General features: G+C 41.1%; 19 protein-coding genes and 1 pseudogene. 11 read left to right on the top strand and 9 right to left on the bottom strand.

What is annotated here, in order from left to right; translation table 11 throughout:
• Positions 1-30 precede the first annotated feature (30 nt).
• Positions 31-1,227: a M14 family metallopeptidase gene (locus AOX59_RS04400; RefSeq protein ID WP_068442373.1), complete on the bottom strand. Its 1,197-nt coding sequence runs from the start codon at positions 1,225-1,227 to the stop codon at positions 31-33.
• A gap of 144 nt (positions 1,228-1,371) precedes the next feature.
• Here AOX59_RS04400 and AOX59_RS04395 point away from each other — a divergent pair, with 144 nt between their 5' ends.
• Positions 1,372-1,611: a ferredoxin family protein gene (locus AOX59_RS04395; protein WP_068442367.1), complete on the top strand. Its 240-nt coding sequence runs from the start codon at positions 1,372-1,374 to the stop codon at positions 1,609-1,611.
• Positions 1,612-1,758: 147 nt separating this feature from the next.
• On the opposite strand, the gene AOX59_RS04390 is transcribed toward AOX59_RS04395, so the two are convergent.
• Entirely contained in the window at positions 1,759-2,028 is a 270-nt protein-coding gene (locus AOX59_RS04390; RefSeq protein ID WP_068442364.1) for an acylphosphatase, read from the bottom strand.
• 274 nt (positions 2,029-2,302) lie between these two features.
• On the opposite strand from AOX59_RS04390, the gene AOX59_RS04385 reads away from it, so the two are divergent.
• The 10 genes and pseudogenes from AOX59_RS04385 (at position 2,303) to AOX59_RS04340 (ending at position 13,559) form a co-directional block, all read left to right on the top strand.
• On the top strand, positions 2,303-2,719 hold the full coding sequence (locus AOX59_RS04385; RefSeq protein WP_068442361.1) for a hemerythrin domain-containing protein: 417 nt from the start codon (positions 2,303-2,305) through the stop codon (positions 2,717-2,719).
• Positions 2,720-2,752: 33 nt separating this feature from the next.
• Positions 2,753-3,076 carry a hypothetical protein gene (locus AOX59_RS04380; RefSeq protein ID WP_068442358.1) on the top strand — a complete coding sequence of 108 codons (324 nt, stop codon included), beginning with the start codon at positions 2,753-2,755 and terminating at the stop codon, positions 3,074-3,076.
• Positions 3,077-3,122: 46 nt separating this feature from the next.
• Positions 3,123-3,407, top strand: coding sequence for a hypothetical protein (locus tag AOX59_RS04375; RefSeq protein ID WP_068442353.1), 285 nt, complete (start codon positions 3,123-3,125; stop codon positions 3,405-3,407).
• Positions 3,397-7,092, top strand: a complete 3,696-nt coding sequence (locus AOX59_RS04370) for a nitrate reductase subunit alpha (RefSeq protein WP_156418639.1) — start codon at positions 3,397-3,399, stop codon at positions 7,090-7,092. Before AOX59_RS04375 ends, AOX59_RS04370 begins: the two co-directional genes overlap by 11 nt.
• Positions 7,082-8,575 (top strand): nitrate reductase subunit beta, encoded by a 1,494-nt coding sequence (gene narH, locus AOX59_RS04365; RefSeq protein WP_068442350.1) that lies wholly within the window; start codon positions 7,082-7,084, stop codon positions 8,573-8,575. Before AOX59_RS04370 ends, narH begins: the two co-directional genes overlap by 11 nt.
• Positions 8,575-9,177: a nitrate reductase molybdenum cofactor assembly chaperone gene (narJ, locus tag AOX59_RS04360; protein WP_068442348.1), complete on the top strand. Its 603-nt coding sequence runs from the start codon at positions 8,575-8,577 to the stop codon at positions 9,175-9,177. The genes narH and narJ overlap by 1 nt, the downstream gene beginning before the upstream one ends.
• Positions 9,178-9,295: 118 nt before the next feature.
• Positions 9,296-9,939 (top strand): annotated as a pseudogene (narI, locus tag AOX59_RS04355) (respiratory nitrate reductase subunit gamma).
• A gap of 174 nt (positions 9,940-10,113) precedes the next feature.
• Complete coding sequence (locus tag AOX59_RS04350) at positions 10,114-10,758, top strand: 5-bromo-4-chloroindolyl phosphate hydrolysis family protein (protein ID WP_068442346.1); 645 nt, start codon at positions 10,114-10,116, stop codon at positions 10,756-10,758.
• Positions 10,755-11,903, top strand: coding sequence for a toxic anion resistance protein (locus AOX59_RS04345; protein ID WP_068442344.1), 1,149 nt, complete (start codon positions 10,755-10,757; stop codon positions 11,901-11,903). Before AOX59_RS04350 ends, AOX59_RS04345 begins: the two co-directional genes overlap by 4 nt.
• 120 nt (positions 11,904-12,023) lie before the next feature.
• Positions 12,024-13,559: an FAD-dependent oxidoreductase gene (locus AOX59_RS04340; RefSeq protein WP_068442341.1), complete on the top strand. Its 1,536-nt coding sequence runs from the start codon at positions 12,024-12,026 to the stop codon at positions 13,557-13,559.
• A gap of 957 nt (positions 13,560-14,516) precedes the next feature.
• On the opposite strand, the gene AOX59_RS04335 is transcribed toward AOX59_RS04340, so the two are convergent.
• The 7 genes from AOX59_RS04335 to AOX59_RS04305 form a co-directional block, all read right to left on the bottom strand.
• Positions 14,517-15,149 (bottom strand): RlpA-like double-psi beta-barrel domain-containing protein, encoded by a 633-nt coding sequence (locus AOX59_RS04335; protein WP_237049371.1) that lies wholly within the window; start codon positions 15,147-15,149, stop codon positions 14,517-14,519.
• Between the two features lie 323 nt (positions 15,150-15,472).
• Complete coding sequence (gene cysK, locus AOX59_RS04330) at positions 15,473-16,393, bottom strand: cysteine synthase A (RefSeq protein ID WP_068442338.1); 921 nt, start codon at positions 16,391-16,393, stop codon at positions 15,473-15,475.
• A 13-nt stretch (positions 16,394-16,406) separates the two neighbouring features.
• Positions 16,407-17,717, bottom strand: a complete 1,311-nt coding sequence (locus AOX59_RS04325; protein ID WP_068442336.1) for a D-serine ammonia-lyase — start codon at positions 17,715-17,717, stop codon at positions 16,407-16,409.
• A 117-nt stretch (positions 17,718-17,834) separates the two neighbouring features.
• Complete coding sequence (locus AOX59_RS04320; protein ID WP_082684288.1) at positions 17,835-18,683, bottom strand: 5'-3' exonuclease; 849 nt, start codon at positions 18,681-18,683, stop codon at positions 17,835-17,837.
• A 26-nt stretch (positions 18,684-18,709) separates the two neighbouring features.
• A complete protein-coding gene (locus AOX59_RS04315; protein ID WP_068442329.1) occupies positions 18,710-22,339 on the bottom strand; it encodes a dynamin family protein in 3,630 nt (1,209 codons plus the stop codon).
• Between the two features lie 129 nt (positions 22,340-22,468).
• Positions 22,469-22,936: a CBS domain-containing protein gene (locus AOX59_RS04310; RefSeq protein WP_068442326.1), complete on the bottom strand. Its 468-nt coding sequence runs from the start codon at positions 22,934-22,936 to the stop codon at positions 22,469-22,471.
• Positions 22,937-23,562: 626 nt separating this feature from the next.
• The gene (locus AOX59_RS04305; RefSeq protein WP_068442321.1) at positions 23,563-25,092 is read right to left on the bottom strand and encodes an acyl-CoA carboxylase subunit beta; all 1,530 of its coding nucleotides are present in this window, start codon (positions 25,090-25,092) and stop codon (positions 23,563-23,565) included.
• Positions 25,093-25,094: the final 2 nt, after the last annotated feature.

The raw sequence follows: 25,094 nt of genomic DNA, 5'->3' as shown, positions 1-25,094 counted from the left end.
CAGGCCGATGAGCCCGTTATTCCATCTCTTCTATAGTTGCAAATATAGATTCGCCAGCATAATGCCGAGCGTTTCCTGATAAATTTCCTCAAATTGCTCAAAAGGCAAAGGATTAATACCAGTCCCCAATTCAATCGTATAGCCTCCACGCCTGAATTCCTGAATAAACCAGTCTTTAAAACCTGCATAACTATCCACATATCGAATGGGTTCATAGCCGCTCACACGGTTATATTCATTTACAACCTCTTGTGCGGCAGGGGGCTCCAGCCCTTCAAAACCCCAGTAAATCACCTCGCCCTGCGTATGGAGGGCATTAACACGAACAAAATCTCTTTCTAAAGCTAAATCTGCCATCGCTTCAGCCTCGGGTTCCGATAGCGGATGAGGTCCGGGATAATCTCTTGGCTGCGGTGTAACAGGCTTCCGTGCTGCTTCAATCTCCCACTGTGCCGGATATTGATTATTCAAATCCACACCTCTAATGTTTGCTTTCCAATTTGAAAAATCCGGGTTCTGATTATTGATTTTAAGCACGTCATCCTGATAATTTTCAGCGGCTGATGCGCCATTAAGAACCAGATTTACGCCGTCCGGGTTAACCATTGGAACAACTGATAAGGTTGTTTCGAAAAAGAAAGGAAACAGATTTAATCCTCTTATGGGCAGGCCGTTTGTCAATGAACGGGCGTATTCATTAATAAACCTCATAATAACAGGCGTTGTTATCCACTCATTGGCATGAAATGATCCATTTATATGAACGCGTCTGCTTCCGGTGCCAATGCGCAGTTCAGCAATATCTTTTCCCATAACCGATGACCCGATAGACTCATAAATAATAAACGGATAAGCCGTTATTAAACGATTCATATCATCTGCCATTTTATCAAAGGTATAGTCGTCAAAATCAGTTATGATTAAATCTCTGATTTGCTGCGGAACAACAATTTGCTGATCGATTTGCAAATCTTCCGGATTTATATCGGGGTTGGACAATTGCAGCATATCCACTGGAATATTTTGATTCATTGCAACACGCCATAATGTATCATTAGCAGCTATTTGGTGCATATCCGCCATATAACCGGGAATTTGCACAATCTGGCCGACTGCCAGCTGACTGGCATCCAGATTCGGGTTGGACTGAGCAATCAGAACGAGCGGAATATCAAACAATTCGCTGTAATACCAGAACGAATCATTGGGACGGATGACAACTTCCATCGCAATCTCTCCTCTATTTCAGCAGATAATAAATAATATGTATCAGCGCCCAGTGACGTGCCCGCCCCTTGTAACAGACAATAATTTTCTGTAATATATTAATATGATGTAAAATGGATTATATTCTTTAAGGAGGGGATTTGCTTGGCATTTGTTATTACATCGCCTTGTATAAATGAAAAATCAGGAGAATGTGTTGAAGTCTGTCCTGTTGATTGTATAGAGGAAGGTAAAGATATGTTTTATATTGATCCGGATATCTGCATTGACTGCGGCGCCTGTGAAGCGGTTTGTCCGGTTGAAGCTATTTATATGGAAGACGAGGTACCTGAAGGTGAAGAAAAATTCATCAATTTAAACGCCCGGTTTTTTGAAGAAAGCTAATAAAAGCCGCTGTCATGTCTGACAGCGGCTTTTTATCCCGCATGTAATGGACAGTAATCCGCCCAAGAACGGCGTCTAACTGTCCTTAAATGTCCGATTCCGTTCAACTAACATTCAGCGGGAAAACTCGCTGAATGAAGTTTCACTTTACCTAATCGAAAAATTCTCATAACCTTTTTCCTCATGCCGGGTATCCACTTGCATGTCCCGCACGTGAATAAATGGGCTGAACCCTTTCTCAAGATCGTTCAAAAATGAGTGCACGTTGGTATCATCGCCTTCCACTTCCAGTTCAACAGTTCCATCAGACTTGTTTTGCACCCATCCATTCAAATAATATTGGTCAGCACGTTGCCGGGCGGAATATCTGAAACCAACCCCCTGAACACGTCCATTAACAGTGATATGTGCATGCATAATATAATTGCCTCCGTTTCCACAAAACTATCTAATAATCATGTATTGCCGAAAATAATTCATTTAAAACCATTTGAATTTTCGAAAGATCCTCCCATTACATATCAAACTTTTCGACAATCCTATTACTTTTATTTCGTGATAATTGTCACATAAATCCCAATTTTGCTGAGATATCAATTGTGCCGGGGTTTCCTGCATGATAAGCTAAATGAAATATAAGAAAATATTGCTATATTTGTATTTAAAAATGAACCAATAGGAGGTGGGAGAAATGTCCGGTCCTGCTCTTAAAAGAGTTGACAGTCACAGTTCAATTCATGAAGCGGCATTGAATGAAGCGATTGAATTAACGAATATGCTCGACAATCTTCTTCAAAGTAATCAGAAAGAAGATGCACTGGAATTAGCATATGTGCTTGTTGAACAATGGGAAACAAGAACACTCGCTCATGCAGACGCAGAAGAAGAAGGGTTATATAAAGATCTGGTTGATGAGAACCCGGAAGTAAAAGACGATATTGTCGCTTTGATTCGTGATCATGATTTGCTGCGTATAATTGTAGGCGAAATTAAACAAGAACTGCCGAAGAATGGAATTAATGATGAGATCATACAGCGTTTTCAATCATTGATAATCGTCGATGAGATTCATAATGAAAAAGAAATGGAAGTTCTTCCGGATCATTGATTTTGACACTTTTTAATTTGGAGGTGAAGTGAATTGAGTTCTGAACAAACACGGCCGGCCCGTGAAAAGCCTATGCGGGTCATTTTGCCGGATTTGCATCACGAAATAACGAAACAATTGGAAGAACAACACAATATTCACCCCTATGATATACAGACAAAGGTTACCGAGAGTAATTCAGGTTATCAGGTGACAATATACTTTGGTGACAGTTTTGCCCATCGGGAATCACAGCATTTTTCAAGTGAAGCAATTGAAAATAAAGATCCTGTTTTAAGCGAATTCGTTGAAAAAATTGGAGACACTTGTAAGGAAGTTATGATCGCTGATTATTATAAGATGATGAGACCAACATAGAATCCTCCATAACTTTTCGAATTTCTGAATGAAAGGGTGTCGATGATTGTTTTTATTTGAAGATGAAGCGAATATTGTCGAGGACCGTGAAGATTTGCTTTCTATCCTTAAGATGCGGTTTGGCGAAATTCCGCCAAAAGTTATCGAAGAAATCTATGATGTTACGTCATACGAAACGCTGGAACGGCTAATATTGGTCGCTTCCAATGTGCCAAGCTTAAAAATATTTCTTGAGGAGCTGAAAGAAGGGGAAGGCAGCTTTCGTATTTTAGGAGACAGATTCAATCCAATCGAATCACAAAATGGGGGCGGTGCAACTGGTGAGAAGTAGCAATAAATTGTTTGATAAATTAAAACATATTAAAACCGGCAGCAAACTAAATCAAGGATGGGCCGAGGAAAGTCCGCGTCCCCGTGACTCAGAAGATATCTACCGCCGCAGATGGCAGCATGATAAGATTGTCCGCTCAACACACGGCGTGAATTGTACAGGCTCATGCAGCTGGAAAATCTACGTAAAAGATGGCATCATCACATCCGAAACACAACAGACAGATTATCCGAGTACTGGTGACGATTTCCCGGAATACGAACCGCGCGGATGCCCAAGGGGAGCCAACTTCTCCTGGTATACCTACAGTCCGATCAGGGTGAAATATCCTTATGTCCGCAGTGATTTATATGAGCTATGGAAAGAGGAGCGGAACAATAACAACGACCCTGTGGAAGCATGGGAAAATATCGTCAGTAATCCCGATAAGCGACAGCGCTATGTAAAAGCGCGCGGTAAAGGCGGGTTTGTCCGGGCAACATGGCAGGATATGTGTGAGATGATTGCCAGTGCCAGCATTCAGACGATTAAAAAATACGGGCCTGACCGTGTGGCTGGTTTCAGTCCGATTCCGGCGATGTCCATGATCAGTTACTCATCAGGCACTCGATTCCTTTCATTAATCGGTGGAACGATTCTGAGCTTTTATGACTGGTATGCTGACCTGCCTCCAGCTTCACCGCAAGTTTGGGGCGAGCAGACAGACGTTCCGGAAAGTGCTGACTGGTACAATTCCAAGTACTTTATCATCTGGGGCACCAATCTGCCGCAGACACGCACACCTGACGCACATTTCATGGTCGAAGCAAGGTATAATGGCACCAAAGTCGTCGGGGTAAGCCCTGACTACGCTGAGTATGAGAAATTTGCCGATATTTGGCTGCCTGCAAAAGCCGGAACAGATGCGGCACTCGCAATGGCCATGACCCATGTTATTTTAAAGGAATTTTATGTCAATAAAGAAACGCCATATTTTAACTCATATGCGAAAAAGTTTACCGACTTGCCATATTTGGTGACCTTAAACGAGCAAAATGGCGAATATCGCAGTGATCGCTTTTTACGATCATCCGATATCAATGATGCGCATGAGCTTGGCGAATGGAAAACACTTGTTTGGGATGCTGAAACAGATCATTTGGAAACGCCGAATGGCAGTATGGGCTTTCGCTGGGATGGAGGCAGCAAATGGAATCTTGAACTTGATAAAGAGAACGGGAGCTTGATAGACCCTAAACTCAGTTTTATAGACAAGTCTGATGAAACCGTTATGGTGAGCTTCCCTTACTTTGCCGAGCAAGATGGCGATATTGTCAGACGCGGGGTCCCCGTCAGACATATTCAGGATGCTGATGGCAAGACTGTAAAAGTGACGACTGTCTATGATCTTATGATGGCCCACACCGGGGTCGGACGCGGCCTGGAAGGGGATTATCCAGTTGATTATGATGATCCGAAGCCATATACACCGGCATGGCAGGAAACCATTACAGGTGTTAATAAGAACCATGTTATTAAAGTAGCCAAAGAATTCGCTGACAATGCGGAGCGCACGAAAGGAAAATCAATGATTGCAATGGGGGGCGGCACAAACCATTGGTACCACAGTGACCAAATTTACCGTGCCATTTTGAACCTTGTTTTGCTGACAGGCTCACAAGGCGTCAATGGCGGCGGCTGGGCGCATTATGTCGGTCAGGAAAAAGTGCGTCCTCAAGAAGGATGGCAGCAAGTTGCTTTTGCCGGCGACTGGCAAAAAGCGCCGCGCCATCAAAATGGTACGTCCTATTTTTATTTCATAACTGATCAGTTTCGTTATGAACCAATTCCGGAAGAGCCAGAGCAGACAGAATGGGGAAGCAAATACAATTCAATGCACCCCGCTGACTTGAACGCACTGTCGGCAAGACTTGGATGGCTCCCGTCATACCCGCAGTTTTCTCAAAACTCTATTGACCTTGTAAAAGAAAGTCGGGAGCGGGGAGCACAATCTGAACAGGAAGTTATCGATGATGTCGTCGGTCAAATTAAAGAAGAAAAAATTGACTGGGCTATTGAAAACCCTGATGATCCAAGAAATTTCCCGAGAGTTTTCTTTAATTGGCGATCAAATCTGCTCGGTGACAGTGGTAAAGGACATGAGTTTTTTGTTAAACATCTTATCGGCGGAGACAACCAGGTGTTGGCTGAACCGGAAAATTCCTGGCAGCCGGAAACGATTAAGACTGAAGGCGAGGCCCCTACAGGGAAAGCTGACCTTTTAATAAGTGTTGATTTCCGAATGACAAGTTCAGGTCTGTTTTCCGATATTGTGCTGCCGGCTGCAACTTGGTATGAGAAAAACGATATCAGCAGCACGGATTTGCATCCATTCGTTCACCCGTTTAACGCTGCGATTTCACCGCCGTGGGAGGCAAAAAGTGACTGGAACACATTCCGGGAAATCAGCAAAGTATTCTCAGAGCTTTCGGAAAAGCATCTTCCGGCCACTGAAGAGCTTGTCATGTCACCACTTGGACATGATTCACCGGGAGAAATCGCCCAAGCGCTTGGAAAAATTAAAGACTGGCGAAAAGGTGAAGTTGAAGCCATTCCAGGGAAAACGATGCCAAACTTTAAAGTTGTTGATCGTGACTATCCGAACGTTTATCAGAAGATGACAACAGTCGGACCTTTAATCAAAAATGGTTATGGCGGCAAAGGCGTGACCATCCCTGGTGAGGAAGTCTATGAAGACTTAGAAAAACGTCTTGGCAAATCAAAACGGGAAGGTATTGGAAAAGGCCTCCCGGATTTATACAATGACGAGCAGGCCATCAATGCCATACTGGCGATGTCTGGTGCCACAAACGGAAAACGAGCTGTAGCAGGGTGGAAGTCACTTGAAGCAAAAACCGGACAAAAACTGGAAGAGATTGCGAAGCCTCGTGCAGAGGAAGACCATACCTTGAGAGATTTAAGCATTCAACCCAGAAATGCCATTTCCACACCGGTATGGAGCGGTCTGGAAAAAGACCACCGCCGTTATTCTCCATTTACTGTCAACACGGAATACAACATTCCATGGCGGACATTGACCGGAAGGCAAAGTTTTTATCTTGATCATGAAATGATGCTCGATTATGGTGAAGGGCTTCCGTTATATTTACCACCGTTACGTTATGGACCGTTTTTGAAAAAGGAAGAAGGTGTTGCGGAGAATGACAATAAATCAATCACTGTCAGATACCTGACGCCACACCAAAAATGGGGCATCCACACGATGTTTACCGATACAACGGCTATGTCACAACTGTTCAGAGGATGGCAGACGATCTGGATGAACGAAGATGATGCTGCATCAATCGACTTGAAGGATAATGATTTTGTCGAAGTATATAACCGGAATGGCGCGATTGCAGCCAGAGTTGTCGTGACATACCGGATACCTAAAGGCATGGCTTATATGTATCACGCACAGGACCGGACATTGGGTGTACCTGCAACGTCCATCAGTAAGAATGGCGGCAAAAAACGCGGCGGAACTCATAACAGTGTAACCCGTGTAACACTCAAAGGAACACATATGATTGGCGGCTATTCTCAGTTAAGCTATGGGTTTAATTATTACGGACCAACCGGCCATCAGCGCGACACAATAGCTGTCATTAGAGCTTTAAAGGAGGTAGATTGGCTTGAAAATTAAAGCACAGGTAGCAATGGTGATGCATTTGGACAAATGTATCGGATGCCACACATGTTCTGTAACGTGTAAAAATACATGGACAAACCGGCCTGGAACGGAATACATGTGGTTCAACAACGTAGAAACCCGCCCAGGAACTGGTTACCCGAAGCGATGGGAAGATACAGAACGATTTAAGGGCGGATGGACGCTCAAAAATGGTAAATTGCAACTGAAAGCAGGCGGACCTATTTCCAAGCTCTTGAACATTTTTTACAATCCGGATATGGCTACAATGGATGATTACTATGAACCATGGACATATAACTATCAAAATTTGATAAATAGCCCTAAAAGTGAAAATCTGCCTGTAGCCAGACCGCAATCTGCAATTACAGGCGAATATATTGATAAACCTGAATGGGGTTCCAATTGGGATGACGATCTGGCTGGCGGTACGGAAATTGTTTCACAGGACCCGACAGTTGAAAAACTTCAGGAGCATATTTCATTGGAGTATGAAAAAACGTTCATGATGTATCTGCCAAGAATCTGTGAACACTGTCTGAACCCATCATGTGTTGCTTCATGCCCATCAGGTGCACTGTATAAACGTGATGAAGACGGCATTGTACTGGTTGATCAGGAAGCATGCCGCGGCTGGCGTTTCTGTATGAGCGGGTGCCCATATCATAAAGTTTATTACAACTGGAATTCGCATAAAGCTGAAAAATGCAATTTCTGTTACCCGCGTACTGAAGCCGGCATGCCAACAATTTGTTCTGAAACCTGTGTTGGGAGAATCCGCTATATCGGTGTTGTCCTGTATGATGCTGACAAAGTAAAAGAAGCAGCTTCAGTTGAAGACCCGCAAGATCTGTATGAATCACAACTATCGGTGTTCCAGGATCCATTTGACCCTGAAGTGATTGAAGAAGCGCGTAAAGCCGGCATCAATGATGAGTGGATTGAAGGCGCACAGAACTCGCCGATTTACAAAATGGCGATGAAATGGAAAATCGCGCTTCCACTTCACCCAGAATATCGCACACTGCCAATGGTATGGTATGTGCCGCCGTTAAGTCCGATTATGAATCATATTACAAATGAAGACGATCTGGATACAGATGGCTATATCCCGGCTGTCGATCAAATGCGAATTCCAGTCGAATATCTTGCTTCGATACTGGCTGCTGATGATACGAAACTTATCCGTAAAGTATTGCTTAAGTTAACAGCTATGCGTGTTCATATGCGCGGAAAAACTGTGGGCGGCATCGATGAATTCAGAACTAGCGAATTGCTCAAAGAAGCAAACACGACACCTGAAGAACTTGAAGATATGGCGCGTCTTTTGGGTATTGCCAAATATAATGAGCGCTTTGTTATCCCTACCGGAAGAAGAGAAATGGATGATGATCTTTATTATGAGCAAGGTGCGTGCAGCCTGGAAGACCTGGCACCGCCCGAAGGTATGGCATCCCTTATCGGAGGGAACAGATAATGGAGAGTCAGGAACGAACTTTACTGATGATCGGCTCCCGTTTACTTGCCTATCCTGAAGACAACTTCAGAGGAGAATTGAGAGATATTAAGGAATGTATTGAAGAAGATATTGACATGCCACATTTGCGTGACCGCTTGAAATCAATTGTATCCATTTTTTATCTTTTCTCACTTGAAGATTTGAGAAAACTGTACGTTTCAACATTTGATTTGCGAGCTAAAAATGGACTTTACCTGACTGCACATGAGCTCGGTGACAGCAGCAAACGGGGGGCGGCGCTGATCAGATTGCAAAATATCATCAGTGAGGCCGGCTATGAACGGGTTGATGATGATTTAGCCGATTATATCCCGATGCTGTTTGAATTCCTGGCGGTAGCACCGGAAAGTGATAACAATGAACGCCTTATTAGGCGTTTGTCTGTGGCCGTTCAGCGCATCAAAAATAATTTGCCTGACGAAAACCCGTATTACAACTTTATGCAGCTATTAATTGAAAAAGTCTTCCCGCAGCCAACAAAACAAGAGATACAACGATTGGAATTTGAACGGGAAGAAGCCGATCTTGAAGAATTACCATACCCAATCATGTATGGCTAAGGCAGGAACATTCAGCGGGGGATTTAATCTTCCGCTGTGCCTCCCTTACCCAAAGGAGTGTTGACGCGTGAGTGACGTTTTTTGGTGGGTCATTTTCCCCTACGCAACTCTGATTATAATGGTATTAGGTTTGTTATACCGTTTTGCTTATCGACAATTAAGCTGGGCAGCCCCGTCCACTGAATTCTTTGAAAAAAAATGGCTGCGAATTGGTTCACCACTGTTTCACTGGGGATTTTAGCTGCATTGGCCGGTCATATTATGGGAATTATTATCCCGATGAGCTGGTTTGATGCAATTGGCGTATCAGATGATTTATATCATTTCGGAGCTTTTTATGGTGGTTTGACGGCCGGTTTAATGGTCATCGCCGGACTGATTATTCTCTTAATCCGGAAAATTGTATATAATCCGGTCAGAGTCCATGCCAGTTTTTCAGACTACTATTCAGTGATAGCACTTTTGATCATTTCAGGGATTGGCGTCTATATGATGTTATTTCAAAATGATACGACACAGGAATTTGATTACCGGACATCAATTGGACCATGGTTCAGAAGTTTATTTGCTTTAAATCCGCAGTACCAGCTGATGATTGGTATACCTTTCCTATTTAAACTGCATACACTGCTCGGATTTGGACTGTTTGCTTCGATACCATTTACATCTCTTGTACATTTTTACAGCGTGCCGGTAACATATCCGGCGAGAGCTCCACAACAATATCGTTCCAGGTCTCAATATAAAAGAAAAAGTATTTAATAAACAGAACTGAAAGCAAATCCGATTGCTTTCAGTTTTTTATGTGTATTATTATATTGGAAATTTGCCCGAACACGTTTACAATAGAATTATGAAACTTTGTATGGTGGAAGAACGTATTATAGTTAGATACACACTCAAAAACGTTTCAGGTATAAACAGGAGCTGACATATATGCGACGATTTTTTTCTTTTATATTCCGTACGACAATAGGAACATCAACTGCCTTCCTGACAGGGGTGATCAGTTTTTTCGTGCTTGATGCAGCTTTGCTGATGTCAGGTTTATATGCTGCTGTTGGCGGCGGGACAAGCTACCTTCTAACAAAAGAAGTTATGCATTTTCGTTTCTTGCGGCAAAAAGGGCTGACACGAAAAGAATATAAATATATTAACGAAAACCTTATTGAAGCAAAGACCAAGATCAAACGTCTGCAGCAGACATTATCCGGCATCCGCAATATGCGGCAGGCAAAAGAATACTTGAACATACTTATCACTGTCCGAAAAATTTATACGAATACAAAAAGGGATCCGCAACGCTTCTATAAGGCGGAGGCCTTTTATTACAAACATCTCGATTCACTTGTCACACTAATGGAAAAATATGCCTATCTGAAATCACAACCAACCAATTCTGAGAAAATTAATCAATCACTGAAAGATACTTCGAAAACCATCACACAATTAAACGCAACCATTCAAAAAGACCTCCATGTGATGTTGCGTGACGATATAAACACACTTCATTTTGAACTGGATGTTGCAAATCAATCATTTGGAAAAACAGATAAACATGAAAGTGAGGCTATTAAATGAGCGAACATGATAAAAAATCCTCTTCAGGTCTGGATGGCTTATTGGAAAATCCATTTGGCGGAGAAAATACGAATCATATAACGGGCCAAGACAACAAACCAGAAAGACTGTTTGATACACTTACGAAAGAAAATCAAGAGAAAGCGTTGAACTTGAAAAAGCAGATTGACCCGGAGAATTATCAGTCGATTACAGAATACGGAACAGAAGCTCAATCAAAACTTCACGAGTTCTCGCATTCAATGCTTGAACATGTCCAAAAAAACGATACGGGCGAAATCGGCAGTATTCTGGAAGACTTGATGAAAAAACTGGAAGAGGTTAACCCGAACGAACTAAAGCCTGAGAAGCGTGGTGTGTTATCACGTATGTTCGGTAAAATTTCGAATTCCATAAATGAAATGCTTTCGAGGTATCAAAAAACAGGCGCACAAATTGATAGGATCAGTGTGAAGCTTGATAACTATAAAAGTGCACTAACAAAAGACAACGACCTGCTGCAGCAAGTATTTGACAAGAATAAAGAGTATTTCGACGCACTGAATATTTATATTGCAGCCGGCGAGGTTAAGCGTGAGGAGCTGGAAACAGAGCTTATTCCTGATTTAAAACAGAAAGCCGAACAATCCGGCAGTCAGATGGATGTGCAGGAAGTAAATGATATGATGCAATTCGCTGAACGCCTTGACAAGCGTGTACATGATCTGAAGCTGAGCCGCCAGCTTACAACACAAAGTGCACCACAGATCCGATTGATTCAAAATACAAACCAGGCACTCGTCGAAAAAATCCAATCATCTATTTTGACAGCTATTCCACTTTGGAAAAATCAGATAGCCATTGCACTGACACTGATCCGGCAGCGCCATGCGATGGAGGCACAAAAGCAAGTATCACAAACAACGAATGATCTGCTCCTGAAAAATTCCGAGATGCTTAAAACGAATTCGACTGAAACAGCAAAAGAGAACGAACGCGGCCTTGTTGACATCGAAACATTAAAACAAACCCAGGAAAACTTGCTGACAACAATAGAAGAAACGATAACAATCCAAACGGAAGGCAGAGAAAAGCGGCATCAGGCTGAAAAAGAACTGATGAATATGGAAGACGAACTGAAAACAAAACTGCTGGAATTCAAATAAAAATCGGGTATTACCCGATTTTTTTATTTTGCCGTTTAATCAGTTAACCACGAATAAATCCCATTTAGCTGTTGACACTAATTTAATAGTTGTCAGCAGATGTTAGAAAGGATGACAATAATGAACAGCGACATAAATATACCACAGTTTCCTAAAAGCTATTGGCAACAATCTGTCTCATTGCCTGATTTCCCGAAACTCAGTGAATCCATTAAGACTGATATCGGCATTGTCGGCGGAGGAATCACAGGAATTACCGCCGCTTATTTACTGACAAAAGAGGGATTGGACGTTACATTAATTGATGCAGGTCAAATTTTAAATGGCGTTACAGGTCATACGACAGCCAAAATAACCGCACAACATGGGATTATTTACGATGAATTAATCAAGCATTTTGGAAAAGATAATGCCACGCTTTATCATCAGGCATGCTTGGATGCTAAACAATTTATTGAAAACACAATCCGGACACACCATATAGACTGTGACTACCAACAGGAAGATGCGTATATTTTCACCAATTCAGATGCGTATTTATCTCAGCTGGAGACTGAAAAGGAAGCTTATAATCAGCTTGATATAGACAGTGAATTATCAAACAGCATGCCGCTTGAAATACCGGTTAAATCTGTCCTCAAAATGAAAAATCAGGCACAGTTTCATCCGCTAAAATATTTAAAAATACTTGCAGATGAAGCCCTCAGTAATGGATTGCAAATATATGAAGAGACGACTGCCACCGATGTCGAACACAACAAGCGTCCAGCCATTATTACCCGGGAAGGGGAGCGGATTAACTGTCAATACGTTATTCAAGCTTCCCATTATCCATTTTATGACGGTGAGGGTTTTTATCCGACCCGAATGTACCCGGAACGATCCTATATAGTTGCCGTGAAAACACCGCAACACTTTCCAGGCGGCATGTATATAAATGCTGAATCACCGACTCATTCAGTCAGGTCGGTAAACATGGATGATGAGGATTTATGGCTGATTGCCGGAGAGAATCATAAACCGGGTCAGGGTCAATCAACAATGAAGCATTATGAAGCCTTGCAGGATTATGCAGCAAAGCACTTCGGCATATCCGAATATGTTTACAGATGGTCTGCACAAGATTTAACAACAATGGACAAGGTTCCTTATATTGGACCGGTTACAAAGAATGAAGATAACGTTTTCGTGGCAACCGGATACCGCAAATGGGGAATGACAAATGGTACCATCGCGGCCCAAATCATCACTGACCGAATTCTGGATAAAGATAACCCGTATCACAAACTTTACACACCTTCACGATTCCAGGCTGATCCTTCTATACGAGAATTCACAAAGATGAACGCTGATGTTGCTAAACACATGATACGGGGAAAGCTTGAATATACCAATGATAACGTGAGCAGTCTCAAAACTGATGATGCAACCGTCACCAGAGTAAATGGCAAACGTACAGGTGTGTATAAGGATGAAGATAATCAGCTATATGCTGTCGATACAACATGTAAACACCTTGGCTGTGAAGTCAACTGGAATTCAGGAGACCGAACGTGGGATTGTCCATGCCATGGATCACGCTATTCCTATACAGGCGAGGTTATCGAAGGTCCGGCAAAAGAACCATTGAATAAAGTTGAATTGGAACAACAATAAATGCTTGAGCATGTTAAAAACGAAACGAGGTAAAACTTTTGTGATTTTTTCACATTAATATATATAACTAAAAGTTTGACCATACAAGCAAGAATTAAAATGTAAATATCAAACATCTCAAAAATATTTCTAATAACGTTTAACAAGAATGAAAGTATAATCCAGACTACATGATGATTGTTAAGCGCAAAATTTTAAAACCGGAATTTGTGTCCATAAAAAAATTATCGATTAAATTAAACCATTTCAGTATCAGAAAGCGCCATATTATTAATAGTTATTTATGTATGGCGTTTTTTTCGATTTGTCTCACTATCATAAGTATACTTTGTAATGAGACAATTAAAAACGCTTTTTTATATAACTTCCTATAAGAAAGATTATGTAAACTCGATTATAAAATAAATAATCAACAACTTTATTATCCAATCTTCCCTTTCATATTCATATAGGAACGAATTGCATCTAAACGTCAAAAGTTTTTCATTTCATTGACCAATTCCGAGCCGACTACAAATGTGACAGTATATTAATCATAAAATATAACGGATCTGATTTATACTGATTAATTGGCCTTTATCAGCCACCGTGCCGTCAGCTATGAAAAACCCTAATATGTAAGCCATATTATTTTATTGGACCATGTTTTAAAATAATCTTCATGTTGATCTTAATGCTACTTTATTTTGATTCAAAAGCATTCTTATGTATCTGCTGCATCTGCCTGAAACGTTAGCTTTTTCCTTCTTTGTATGAATTTATTTTGTCAGTTGATAGCGTTCTTTTTCGTAACTTCTTTATTCGGTCCATAATCAACTCTCCTCCCTTGATGGGAGTAAGAGTTCTATTGTAAATTACTAATAGTACAGTATAGTCAGCGTTGCTGTAATTATCTGAAAAATTAAACAACGGACAGTGCCATGCTGTCCGTTGTTATCTCTATATCATTAATAATTCTTAAGCTTCACTGATATCAATCGAAATGATTCTGTTATTACGCGGATTATAAATTGCCCTCGCTCTGACTGTAATTGTCTCTTGTCCTGACTGGAGTTGATATTCATATGTTTCTTCTGTTCGTGTTGGCGATTCTTCTGTTTTGCCGATGAAGGTTTGACCAGCCACACTGTAACCGGAATAGGCTGATTGAACAATTCTCAGTAAATATCTCCCCCATTGCTGCTGATTCAGGTTGGAAATAGGGTGGATTTGAATGTCAATCACACCTTGCTGAGGATTGGCGCCCAGCGCTTCAAATACTCTGCGATGGAGATTAAGTCTGTTCTGTGGATAATTCGGAACCTTATCAACGACTTCAATCAAAACGGATCTGCCAGTGACGGGGTAAATAATTTGCAATGTTTCCCCGCATTGATAAGACGAATTCTCTCCAACTGCCGCTGTCATGTATAAATTATCTGACCAGGGAATGCCGCATTGAGTAATCCGTCCGCCTTCTGTCCAAGTTGCCTGGCCGCTTACCTGCTGCTGGCGGAAATCAGGATCATAAAAATTATACTGCTGACTTTCATAGGGGCGATAAGCAAAGGGGTACATGTTTTTAAAATAGGGATTTTCTGAAAACATCATTCTCCTCCTGTCTGAAAAGCAATTTCCTCACTAATATATGCGTCTGCTAAATGTCTGTGACAGTTGCTATAGACACTTAAGTTCTAAGACAGGTTAAGATCGAAATAAAATTTGTAATAGAGAAAACAGGGAGGGATAATGACATGAAACAGCTTGACTGGCAAATGATAGTTTTTGTTGGAGGGTATCTTATACAGGATTGCTGGCTTTACTTGGGACTGCCGCGCGTTTATTACTGGAATTATATCAAATAAGTTCAATATTATCTTTTTTTATAAAGCAAGAGCAGCTTATATTCTGAAGCTGCTCTTTCATCAGTCAATTCATTCGTCAAACAGATTCATGCTTAAATAACGCTCACCAGTATCAGGGGCTATACACACTAATTTTTTGCCTTTACCGAGGCGTTTGGCAACTTTTATGGCTGCAAACACGGCAGCAGCACCTGATAGTCCGATAAAAATGCCTTCTTTTTGTGGAAGCATTTTAAACATACTGACAGCATCCTCATCCTTTATTTGTAAAATTTCATCATAAATGGATGTATTTAATATATCCGGTACAAATCCAGGGCTTGTGCCGACTAAATTATGGGATCCAGGTTTCCCGCCGGATAAAACAGGTGATCCTTCTGGTTCAGCAACTGCAATATGCAAATTTGGCAATTTTTCTTTCAGCACTTCACCGGTTCCGGTAATTGTACCTCCAGTTCCGGCGGTTGCCACAAATGCGTCCAACTGTCCATCCATCTGTTCGTATATTTCAACAGCAGTTGTTGAACGGTGAATATCAGAATTAGCTTGATTTTCAAACTGTTGCGGAATAAAACTGTTCGGGATTTTTTCATGCAGTTCATTTGCTTTTTGGATTGCACCGGGCATCTTGTCTTCACTTGGCGTTAACACCACTTCTGCACCATATGCCCGTAAAATGTTGCGGCGTTCCAATGTGCTGTTATCCGGCATAACCATAATGGCTTTATAACCTTTAGCAGCGGCACCCATTGCCAATCCTATTCCAGTATTTCCGCTTGTTGGTTCAATAATCGTTGCACCCGACTCAATCAGCCCTTCTTTTTCAGCCATATGAATCATGTTGAAGGCAGCTCTGTCTTTGACACTTTTACTCGGATTAAACGATTCCAGTTTCAAATAAATATCAGCTGCATCTTCCGGTACCACGTGGTGCAGCTTGACAAGTGGTGTTTGCCCGATTAATTCTGTCATGTTTTGTGCCACTTTCATGTAAAACACCTTCCTATCCTAAACTCTTCCCTTTATTGTAAAAAACGGCCATATGATCATCAGGTACAAGTGAACCGCCAGTAGACCATGCTATATGGGTGGCATGACTGAGTTTAATATTATTCGCTTCAGTATAAGGATATATACGGTCTGGTCCAATCAGTCCTGAGGCAGCTGAGGGCTCCAAATAAATGCCTTCACTATCAGCAAGATTAGCAAGCTGACGATACAATCCATTATCTTCAATTGTATAAATACCACTGACTAATTGATCACTGATTATTGTCGCAAAACGGGATGGCCGTCCGACAGCAAGCCCGTCTGCTTCTGTTCGGTTATCAATACCAAAATCATGGACACTGACATTGTCCATTTCCCCGGTTAAAAGGCCAATTAGAACAGATGGCGAATGGGTCGGCTCAACAAAAATACAGTGAACATGATTGCCCAGAACATGCTTCATCCCAAAAGTAATACCGCCTGGAGAACCGCCTACACCACACGGAAGATAGACAATTAACGGATGATCCGCATCCACGGTTATGCCTTTTTCTTTCAGTTGTTTTTCCAATCTGAGTGCAGCAACACTATAACCCAGAAATAAATGTTCGGAATCTTCATCATCAATAAAATAACCGTTTGGGTCTGCCTCTGTCGCTTCCCTGCCTGCTAAAATAGCCTCGCTGAAATCACCTTCAAATTCCAGTACTTCAGCACCATTCTCACGCAGTAAGTCTTTTTTCCATTGTTTTGCATCCATCGACATATATACTGAAACATTAAACCCAAGCTTTGCACTTATGATACCGATACTTAACCCCAGATTTCCGGTTGACCCTACACCGATCGAATACTGATTGAAAAATGATTTAAAACGATCTGTCGAAAAGACATCATAATTCTCATCTTTACGCAATATGCCTGATTCCAAGGCCAGTTTTTCGGCATACTGAAGAACTTCATAAAAACCGCCTCTTGCTTTAATGGAACCCGCTACGGGCAGTTCGTGGTCACACTTCAGATAAAATGTCCCCTCCATGTCAGGCAAGTATTCTTCTTTCATTTGACTGATTTCTTCGAGAGGTGACTCAATGATGCCATTCGTACTGCTTGTTTCCGGAAATGCCCTTTCCAGAAATGGAGCAAAACGCTGCCATCGCAATTCAGCCTCTTCAATATCTTCACGTGATAGAGGCAAAGAATCCATTTCTTCCACATTTTTGAGGTTTGGATTCGACCAGAAAACAGGATTTAAATCCATAATGTCTTTAAGAATCGGGTATTGACTTTGCCATTCAATTATTTCCGGTTTTGTAAAAACCATAAGACTCACCTTCATTTTTCATGTTTACTTTTGTTATTCTCTGGATGAAGCTTATCATGACACATGCAGATATGAAAACAAAAGCGCTGGATATAGTGTTTGCAAATCCTGTTTCGTTTAATTGACCAGCTTGACTAAATTGCCAAGCTCCAGATCCCGAAACTTACTCTCAACAATGCGTTTATCATAATGCCAAGCTGCATCTTCCAAGGAACACTTGACTGATATATCACACTTGATTTCGGCCAGTTGTCTGGATAATTGCAGCATGTCCATATTGTCCCGGATTTTCTTTTGGACACCTTTCGGAAGTTTATTGATACTCTCAATAATTTGTTCAATCGTTCCGTATTCCTGAATCAATTTTAAAGCCGTTTTTTCACCAATTCCCTTCACCCCCGGATAATTATCGGAAGTATCGCCCATTAAACCTTTCAGATCAACAATCTGTTTCGGTTGAATACCTTTTTGGCCGGGAAATGTATCTTTCTCAAATACTTCATAGTTGCCGATTCCCTTGCGCATAATCGCAACAGAAATACCATCATCGACCAGCTGCAAAATATCCTGATCACCCGTTAAAATCAAAACGTCAATATCTGTGGCATGCTGTCTTGCCAGCGTACCGATACAATCATCCGCTTCAAAATTTTCCAATCCTACATTGGGAATATCGAAAGCATCGACAACCTCCTTGATAAGTTCGAACTGCGGAATCAGCTCTTCAGGGGGCTCAGACCGGTTTCCCTTATAATCATTGTACAGTTCCGTGCGAAATGTCTTGCTCCCCATATCCCAGCAGCAAATAACATGAGAGGGTGTAAATTTGTCCACTGCATCAAGAAAATAGCGCATGAATTGATAAACACCGTTAGTCGGGAGACCTTTACTTGTTTTCATGAAATTTCCTCTGAATGCTGTCGCAAAAAATCCCCGGAAAAGTAATGCCATACCATCGACAAGCATAATTGAATTCTGTTTTTCGCTCACTTTCAGTTCAACTCCTCATAATTCGCTAAAATCGAAATGAGTTTAGCTTCTTTTTGCCTCAATGTTTCAAGGTCAATTGACTGATCACTTATTATCTGAAATTGATTGTCAATATAGTTGTCAATATGTTCATCAATGAAATATTTCATATTCTCGATCATCGTGTTCCACTGCTGAATATACGATGTGTGCATTCGTGTGTGATTTTCGGTGACATATTCATCTGCATACGGATATAAACGATTAAAAAGATTTTCTTTCATGGCTTCTTTTTCATTTTTAGCAAAAAAGGCTTTAGTCCCATTGAATTCTTTCAGTTCTATATCAAATGTCTGGATGGCGAGATTGAAAAATGCCTGCTCATAATCAGGTGTCACCAAGTCTGTTTCTTCAAAATGGGGCAGAAGAAACCCTGCATCAATATGACTGCTTTTATTTGTATAATCGAGATATACGTCGTGTTTGATCTCTTCAATAAATGACTCAATCCGTAGTGAAACTGCCCGTAACTCTTGTAATAATTCATACCCAGCATAGTCGAGAAGATTTATCAGGCTGCTTTTTAATTGCTGAGTTGCTTTTTTGCCTGAATCGGTAATCGTTGCAGGATTAAACGTTTCTTTAAACATATCGTGAAAGCGAATCGAAAAGCGTTCGAGCACAAAATATAACTGTTTCTCAATTTTTTGTCTGATTTTCTGTTCATACAAACCAATGTCTATTTCTTGCGTCAGCTTTCTCAAAGAGGTTTGCTTTTCGATTAAATCCTGTCGAGCACGTTTCTTCTCTTCTTCGTTCATTTGCGTTGAGTTCAGGAAATGCGTAACTGATTGATTTGCCCGCCTGATATCTCTGATGGCTGATTGAATCGTCATGGACGCTAATTCGTTATGAATAAAGTTATCAAAGGCATGTTCAAACGCCTTCATCTGATCATTCAAACCGATGTGCTGCTGTTTTTCTTCCAGAGAACGTCTGCTTGATACCGGAAACAATCGTGGAAATCGAATACCTAACGTTGTCAGCTGCTCGATTATATATTGCTGCACCATTTCGATTTCTGAGGAGTCCTCAGCCAGATCAGAAGCATTCATGACAAAAAACATCTTATCCAGCTGAAAAGAATCTTTGACACGTCCGAGCTGCATGAGAAAATCTTTATCAGTCCGTGAAAAGGCATGGTTATAATAGGTTACATATAGTATCGCATCAGCATATTTAATGTAGTCAAATGCAACATTCGTATGTCTGGCATTGATCGAATCAGCACCAGGTGTATCAACAAGCGTGATACCCTCTCTTGTCAGATTACAATCGTAATAAAGATCAACTGACTCAATGAAGCTTGCAATGGTTTCATTCGTTACGAAAGATGCAAATTCGTCGAGTTCAATTGTTATTTCCCGGCCGATTTCAGTTTTCCGGTCATGATACCCTTCCAAAAGGGCATTCAAATACGCCTGTTGTGTTTTATCCAATTGATTGTTCTGATGAATTTTGTTTTTCATTACCCAATCCAGTAAAGCATCAAAATCATCGGGTTCCGGTTCAAACTGATGAAGCAGCGATTTTAAATCACTGATGAGCGTTGCTTCATCTTTCATTTTCACAATGACATCACCATGCTTTTGATTCGCATTTACAGGATGGATCCGATTAATGACAGCCGTCGTCGGGTTAGGTGCTGACGGCAGAACATGTTCACCAATCAGCGCATTTGCAAGGGAAGATTTCCCTGCACTGAATGCACCAAATAGAGCGACCGTGAATTCACGGCTGCCTAATCGGCTGTGTTTATGCTGTAAATCGGCTATGATTGAACGGAAGCCGGGGAGATCTTCAACTGTATCAATTACCTTTTCCAGATCAGATAAAATACTGTCAGCTTGATACGCAGGTTCAGCTGTGAGCTTTTCAGTTTCAGCCGCATTCGGTTCTTCAATTACGGATTCAGCTTCATCTTTAAAAAATGATGCGTCATGCGTTTTGATGATTTTTTTTGTTGTTGCTAATGCTTTTTGAATTTCTTGCCAGTCTTCATCTGTTGCCTTCGGGGTTGTTAATGCATCATCAATTTCACGTGTCTTTTCTTCTAAATCATTTTTAAGCTTTTCATTCATTTCATATTGTTCATGAACGTTTGCCGCATTAGCACGTTCCAATTCTAATTCAGCCAGTTCATTTGCTGTTTTGTCTTTGATTTCTTCATAAGCTGAATCCAATAGTTTAAGTGCTTCCTGTTTATATTTCTGTTTAATGTCATCTTTAAGGTCCTCGGTATAATGAAGTACATAGTCACCGTTTACGGTCGCCCCCGGTTTGATTAATGAACTGAGGTCACTCGCATCATAAACAATCGACATATTTTGCACTTGCTGCATTAACGCCTGATTATACAAGCCATATGATTGGAACAAGTTCAACAGTTTATCGCGAAGCCTCCATTGAACTGATGTTTCAATCGTTTCCTGTAATCCGGCTAAAAAATCTGCTTCCCTTTTGCGGCGCGCTTCAACTGTTTTTTTACTTGAACCGAAAAGCCCAATTTTAAAGTCCTGCTGCTGTGACTCCAAATAGGAATGTGCCATATCCCGCAAGTTCGCCGGCATCAGATAAGCGTTTTTCAGTGTCGTATTAAGCGCTGTTCGAAAGTCTTTTTCTAAGTCCCCGGACAGATTATTTAAACGTTCAATTTTAATGTCCAATTCTTTTAGCCGGCCGGCGGCATCGCTATCTTCAGGTTGTAATTCCGCTGCTTCAGATTCATACTCTTGTCGCAAATGGCTCTTATGCTCATTAACCACCTGCCTAACGGAACGTTCAACATTTAAGAAGGTATCTTTATCCTTAGTCAATAGTAAAAATAATGTTTGTTTAATATCGTCTATCTGACTATGCGAAGAGGCCATGTCGATTAAAGAAGAATAATAGATTATTTCAGGAAAAATACCCCATTGTTCGAACGTTTGATTAATTTTTCGACAAAACTCATCAAAAGCTAATTCTTCCTCATTATGTTTATCAATCTGATTAATAATGATATAGAACGGTATATTATGTTTCTGCACCTTTTTTAAAAAGTGCAAGTTAACCTCTGATTGAACATGATTATAATCCATCACATAAAAAAGAGCATCGACAAGGTGCATGGATGATTCAGTGATCAAACGGTCTGCATCATCTGCTGCATCAATTCCGGGCGTATCAATAATCGTACATCCATCAGGCAAAATAGCTTCTTTAGTGCTGATTTCAATTTCTTTAATCGTACCTCTCTCTTTTGCATATTCTTTTATCATATCAATCTCATACGGTTCTTCGTATTCAATTACAATTCCTTTATCTGTATGGATGTGAGCTTTTCCTTTGCCTGATGTTATTTTAACAACATTGGCACTGGTGGGAATTGGGCTCTTAGGCAGGATCGATTTTTCCAGGAGGTGGTTGATCATAGAAGATTTCCCGGCAGAAAAATGACCAGTAAAACTGATCATAAACTCCTGATTAATCCACTTTTGCGCAATCTGCAACATTTTTTCTGCACTTTTACTATCATCGTTATCGAGCATTGTCTGATAAAGTTTCGCCAAATGCTCTTTGGTAAATCCAGTTTGTATAGCTTCAGTTATCATGAGGATGTACTGTTCCTTTCCATATAAACAATTATGATAGTATTATAGCAAAGCACCAAGATTTAAGTCGACAGTCTCTTACAGAATTATAATTATCAGCCCATTCTGCTTTGGGTAAGTGAGACTTCTTTAACCATCTGATTCGGTAATGGCTTTATTGTAAACCGACCGGATAATATCTCCCCGGCTTATAACACCAACGACTCTGCCGGAATCATCCGTAACAGGGATTTTTTTGAATTGATAACGGGATAAAATCGACAGCGCTTCTTCAATTTCATCATCGGGCCTCACTGTATAAATATTTTTTTTCATAATTTCTGCAGAATGTTGTTCTATACTGGCTTCCACTTTCTGCTTCAGTCCCACGTTTTCTCTGATGAAAACCATGGAAAATGCATCATATATTGTCCGGCCATCAGGCTGCAAATGGCGGATGATATCACCGTCACTGATCATCCCGATTAAACGATTGTCATCGTCAACGACAGGGACACCGCCAATTTTATGTTCGACAAACGTTTTTAACAGATCTTTTATTTTAGTTTCTTTCTGAATTGAGATTACATCAGTAATCATGAAGTCATGTATCTTCAACGTTGTCACCTCATTATTTATTTAATAGCCTTGCCGTCATCACCATCATCGTATCATATTCTGATTATATCAGCGCAATTTTTGCATTAGTTTACATAATGTTATTATTGTCAATAAAGGATTCGGATTTAAGAATGATTTCAGTTTTAGTACTACTATGGATAGATTTTTTATACGGCTATTTTCAAATTACTTTTATTACACAAAACCCATATAATGCGACGTACTGTCTCATCAATGAGGTCCTTTCTGATCACCATAATGCTTGAAAGCGCTCCGGCAATATACTCCGCTTTCCATGGGCACGGCCTTAGCCTCCTCGGAAAGCAAAGCCCGCTTTCCTCCGGGGGCGTCACGACACGTGCTGTTCCCATAGGAGTCTTCGTATATTGCCTTCGCTGGTAATTGCTCACTGTAGATTTATTCGATTATGCCGAAAAACAAACGTTAATAATCATCTAACCAGCAGCTGGAATATGCGAGACTCCTGTGGGACAGCGATCCTAAGAGACCCCGCAGCGAGCGTTCTTTGCGAGCGAGGAGGCTCGTGGTGAGCCCACGGAAAGCGAGTATATTAAAACTTCAAAACCCCTGGTATTTATATTACATAACAGGGGCTTTTGTTCTTATACAGGGTATACACCGTGTTTGCGGTCTGTGAATGTTACATTTTTTGCTTCATAGATCTGATAACGGCTGATTAATTCACTTCTTAATTTATCAGGATCCACGACTGCATCCACTACCATTTCCGAAGCCAAGCGGTAAATATCAATGTTATCTTTATATTCATCCTGCTTTTCTTTTATAAATTGAGGTCGCTCCTCTTCAGGGAGTTCAGCAATTTTATTGGCATAGACAGCATTAACAGCTGCTTCAGGCCCCATAACAGCAATCTGTGCTGTTGGCAGAGCCAGGCATGCGTCAGGTTCGAATGCAGGTCCTGCCATGGCGTAAAGTCCCGCCCCATAAGCTTTCCGTACAACAACAGAAATTTTTGGCACAGTTGCTTCACTCATCGTTGCAAGCATCTTGGCGCCGTGCCGGATAATACCTGCCTGTTCAACTTTTGTGCCAATCATAAAGCCGGGGATATCCATCAGGAATAATAAAGGAATATTAAACGCATCGCACAATTGAATGAACTTAGCTGCCTTGTCGGCTGAATCCGGGAACAAGACTCCGCCTTTCATCCGTGGCTGATTAGCAATAATCCCGACTGACTTGCCATCAATACGGGCAAGCCCGGTTATCAGTTCCGGCGCAAATTTCTTTTTAATCTCGCAAAAACTGTCTTCATCAATTAGTCGTTTGATAAGATCAAGCATATTAAATGGAGCGTTTTGATTTTCCGGGATAAGGTCAGTTATCGATTTCTCAAATTGCTTAATAGCCTTAGAATCTGCTGCAGCCGGTTTCTCTCTGAAATTCGCCGGGAAATAGGAGAGATAATTGCGTGTATAGGTAATAGCTTCTTCCTCGGATTTAACCAATACATCGCCAACACCTGAAACTGAACAGTGCATTTTGGCACCGCCCATCTCTTCAAGGCTCACTTTTTCGCCGATGACTTTCTCGGCCATGCGTGGTGAACCCAAATACATGGATGCGTTGCCATCAACCATAACTACAATATCACAAAACGCCGGTATGTACGCACCTCCTGCAGCTGAAGGACCAAACAAGAGACAAACCTGCGGGACTCTGCCGGAAAGTTTTATCTGGTTATGAAAAATTCGTCCGGCACCGCGGCGTCCCGGAAACATCTCTACTTGATCTGTAATGCGCGCTCCTGCAGAATCAACGAGATAAAGCATCGGTATTTCCAATTTAGCTGCCGTTTCCTGTATCCGAATAATTTTCTCAACCGTTCTTTTTCCCCAAGAACCAGCTTTGACAGTCGAATCATTGGCCATGACACATACGTCCTGCCCATTTATGCGGCCAATTCCTGTCACAACGCCATCAGAAGGCAAATCCTCAGACATATTGTTAGCGAAAAAGGCGTCTTCTATATCAATGTCCTCATCAAATAACTGTTTAAGCCTGTTTCGGACAAACATTTTTCCTTTTTCTTCATTTTTCCGATGATATTTTTCGTTCCCGCCCTTTTCAATTTTGTCTATTCGTTCCTTCAGATCCTCACTATAATTCATAA

This window comes from Lentibacillus amyloliquefaciens, from assembly GCF_001307805.1.
Lineage (GTDB): Bacteria > Bacillota > Bacilli > Bacillales > Amphibacillaceae > Lentibacillus > Lentibacillus amyloliquefaciens.
This window is presented reverse-complemented; position numbering and strand designations above follow the sequence as displayed.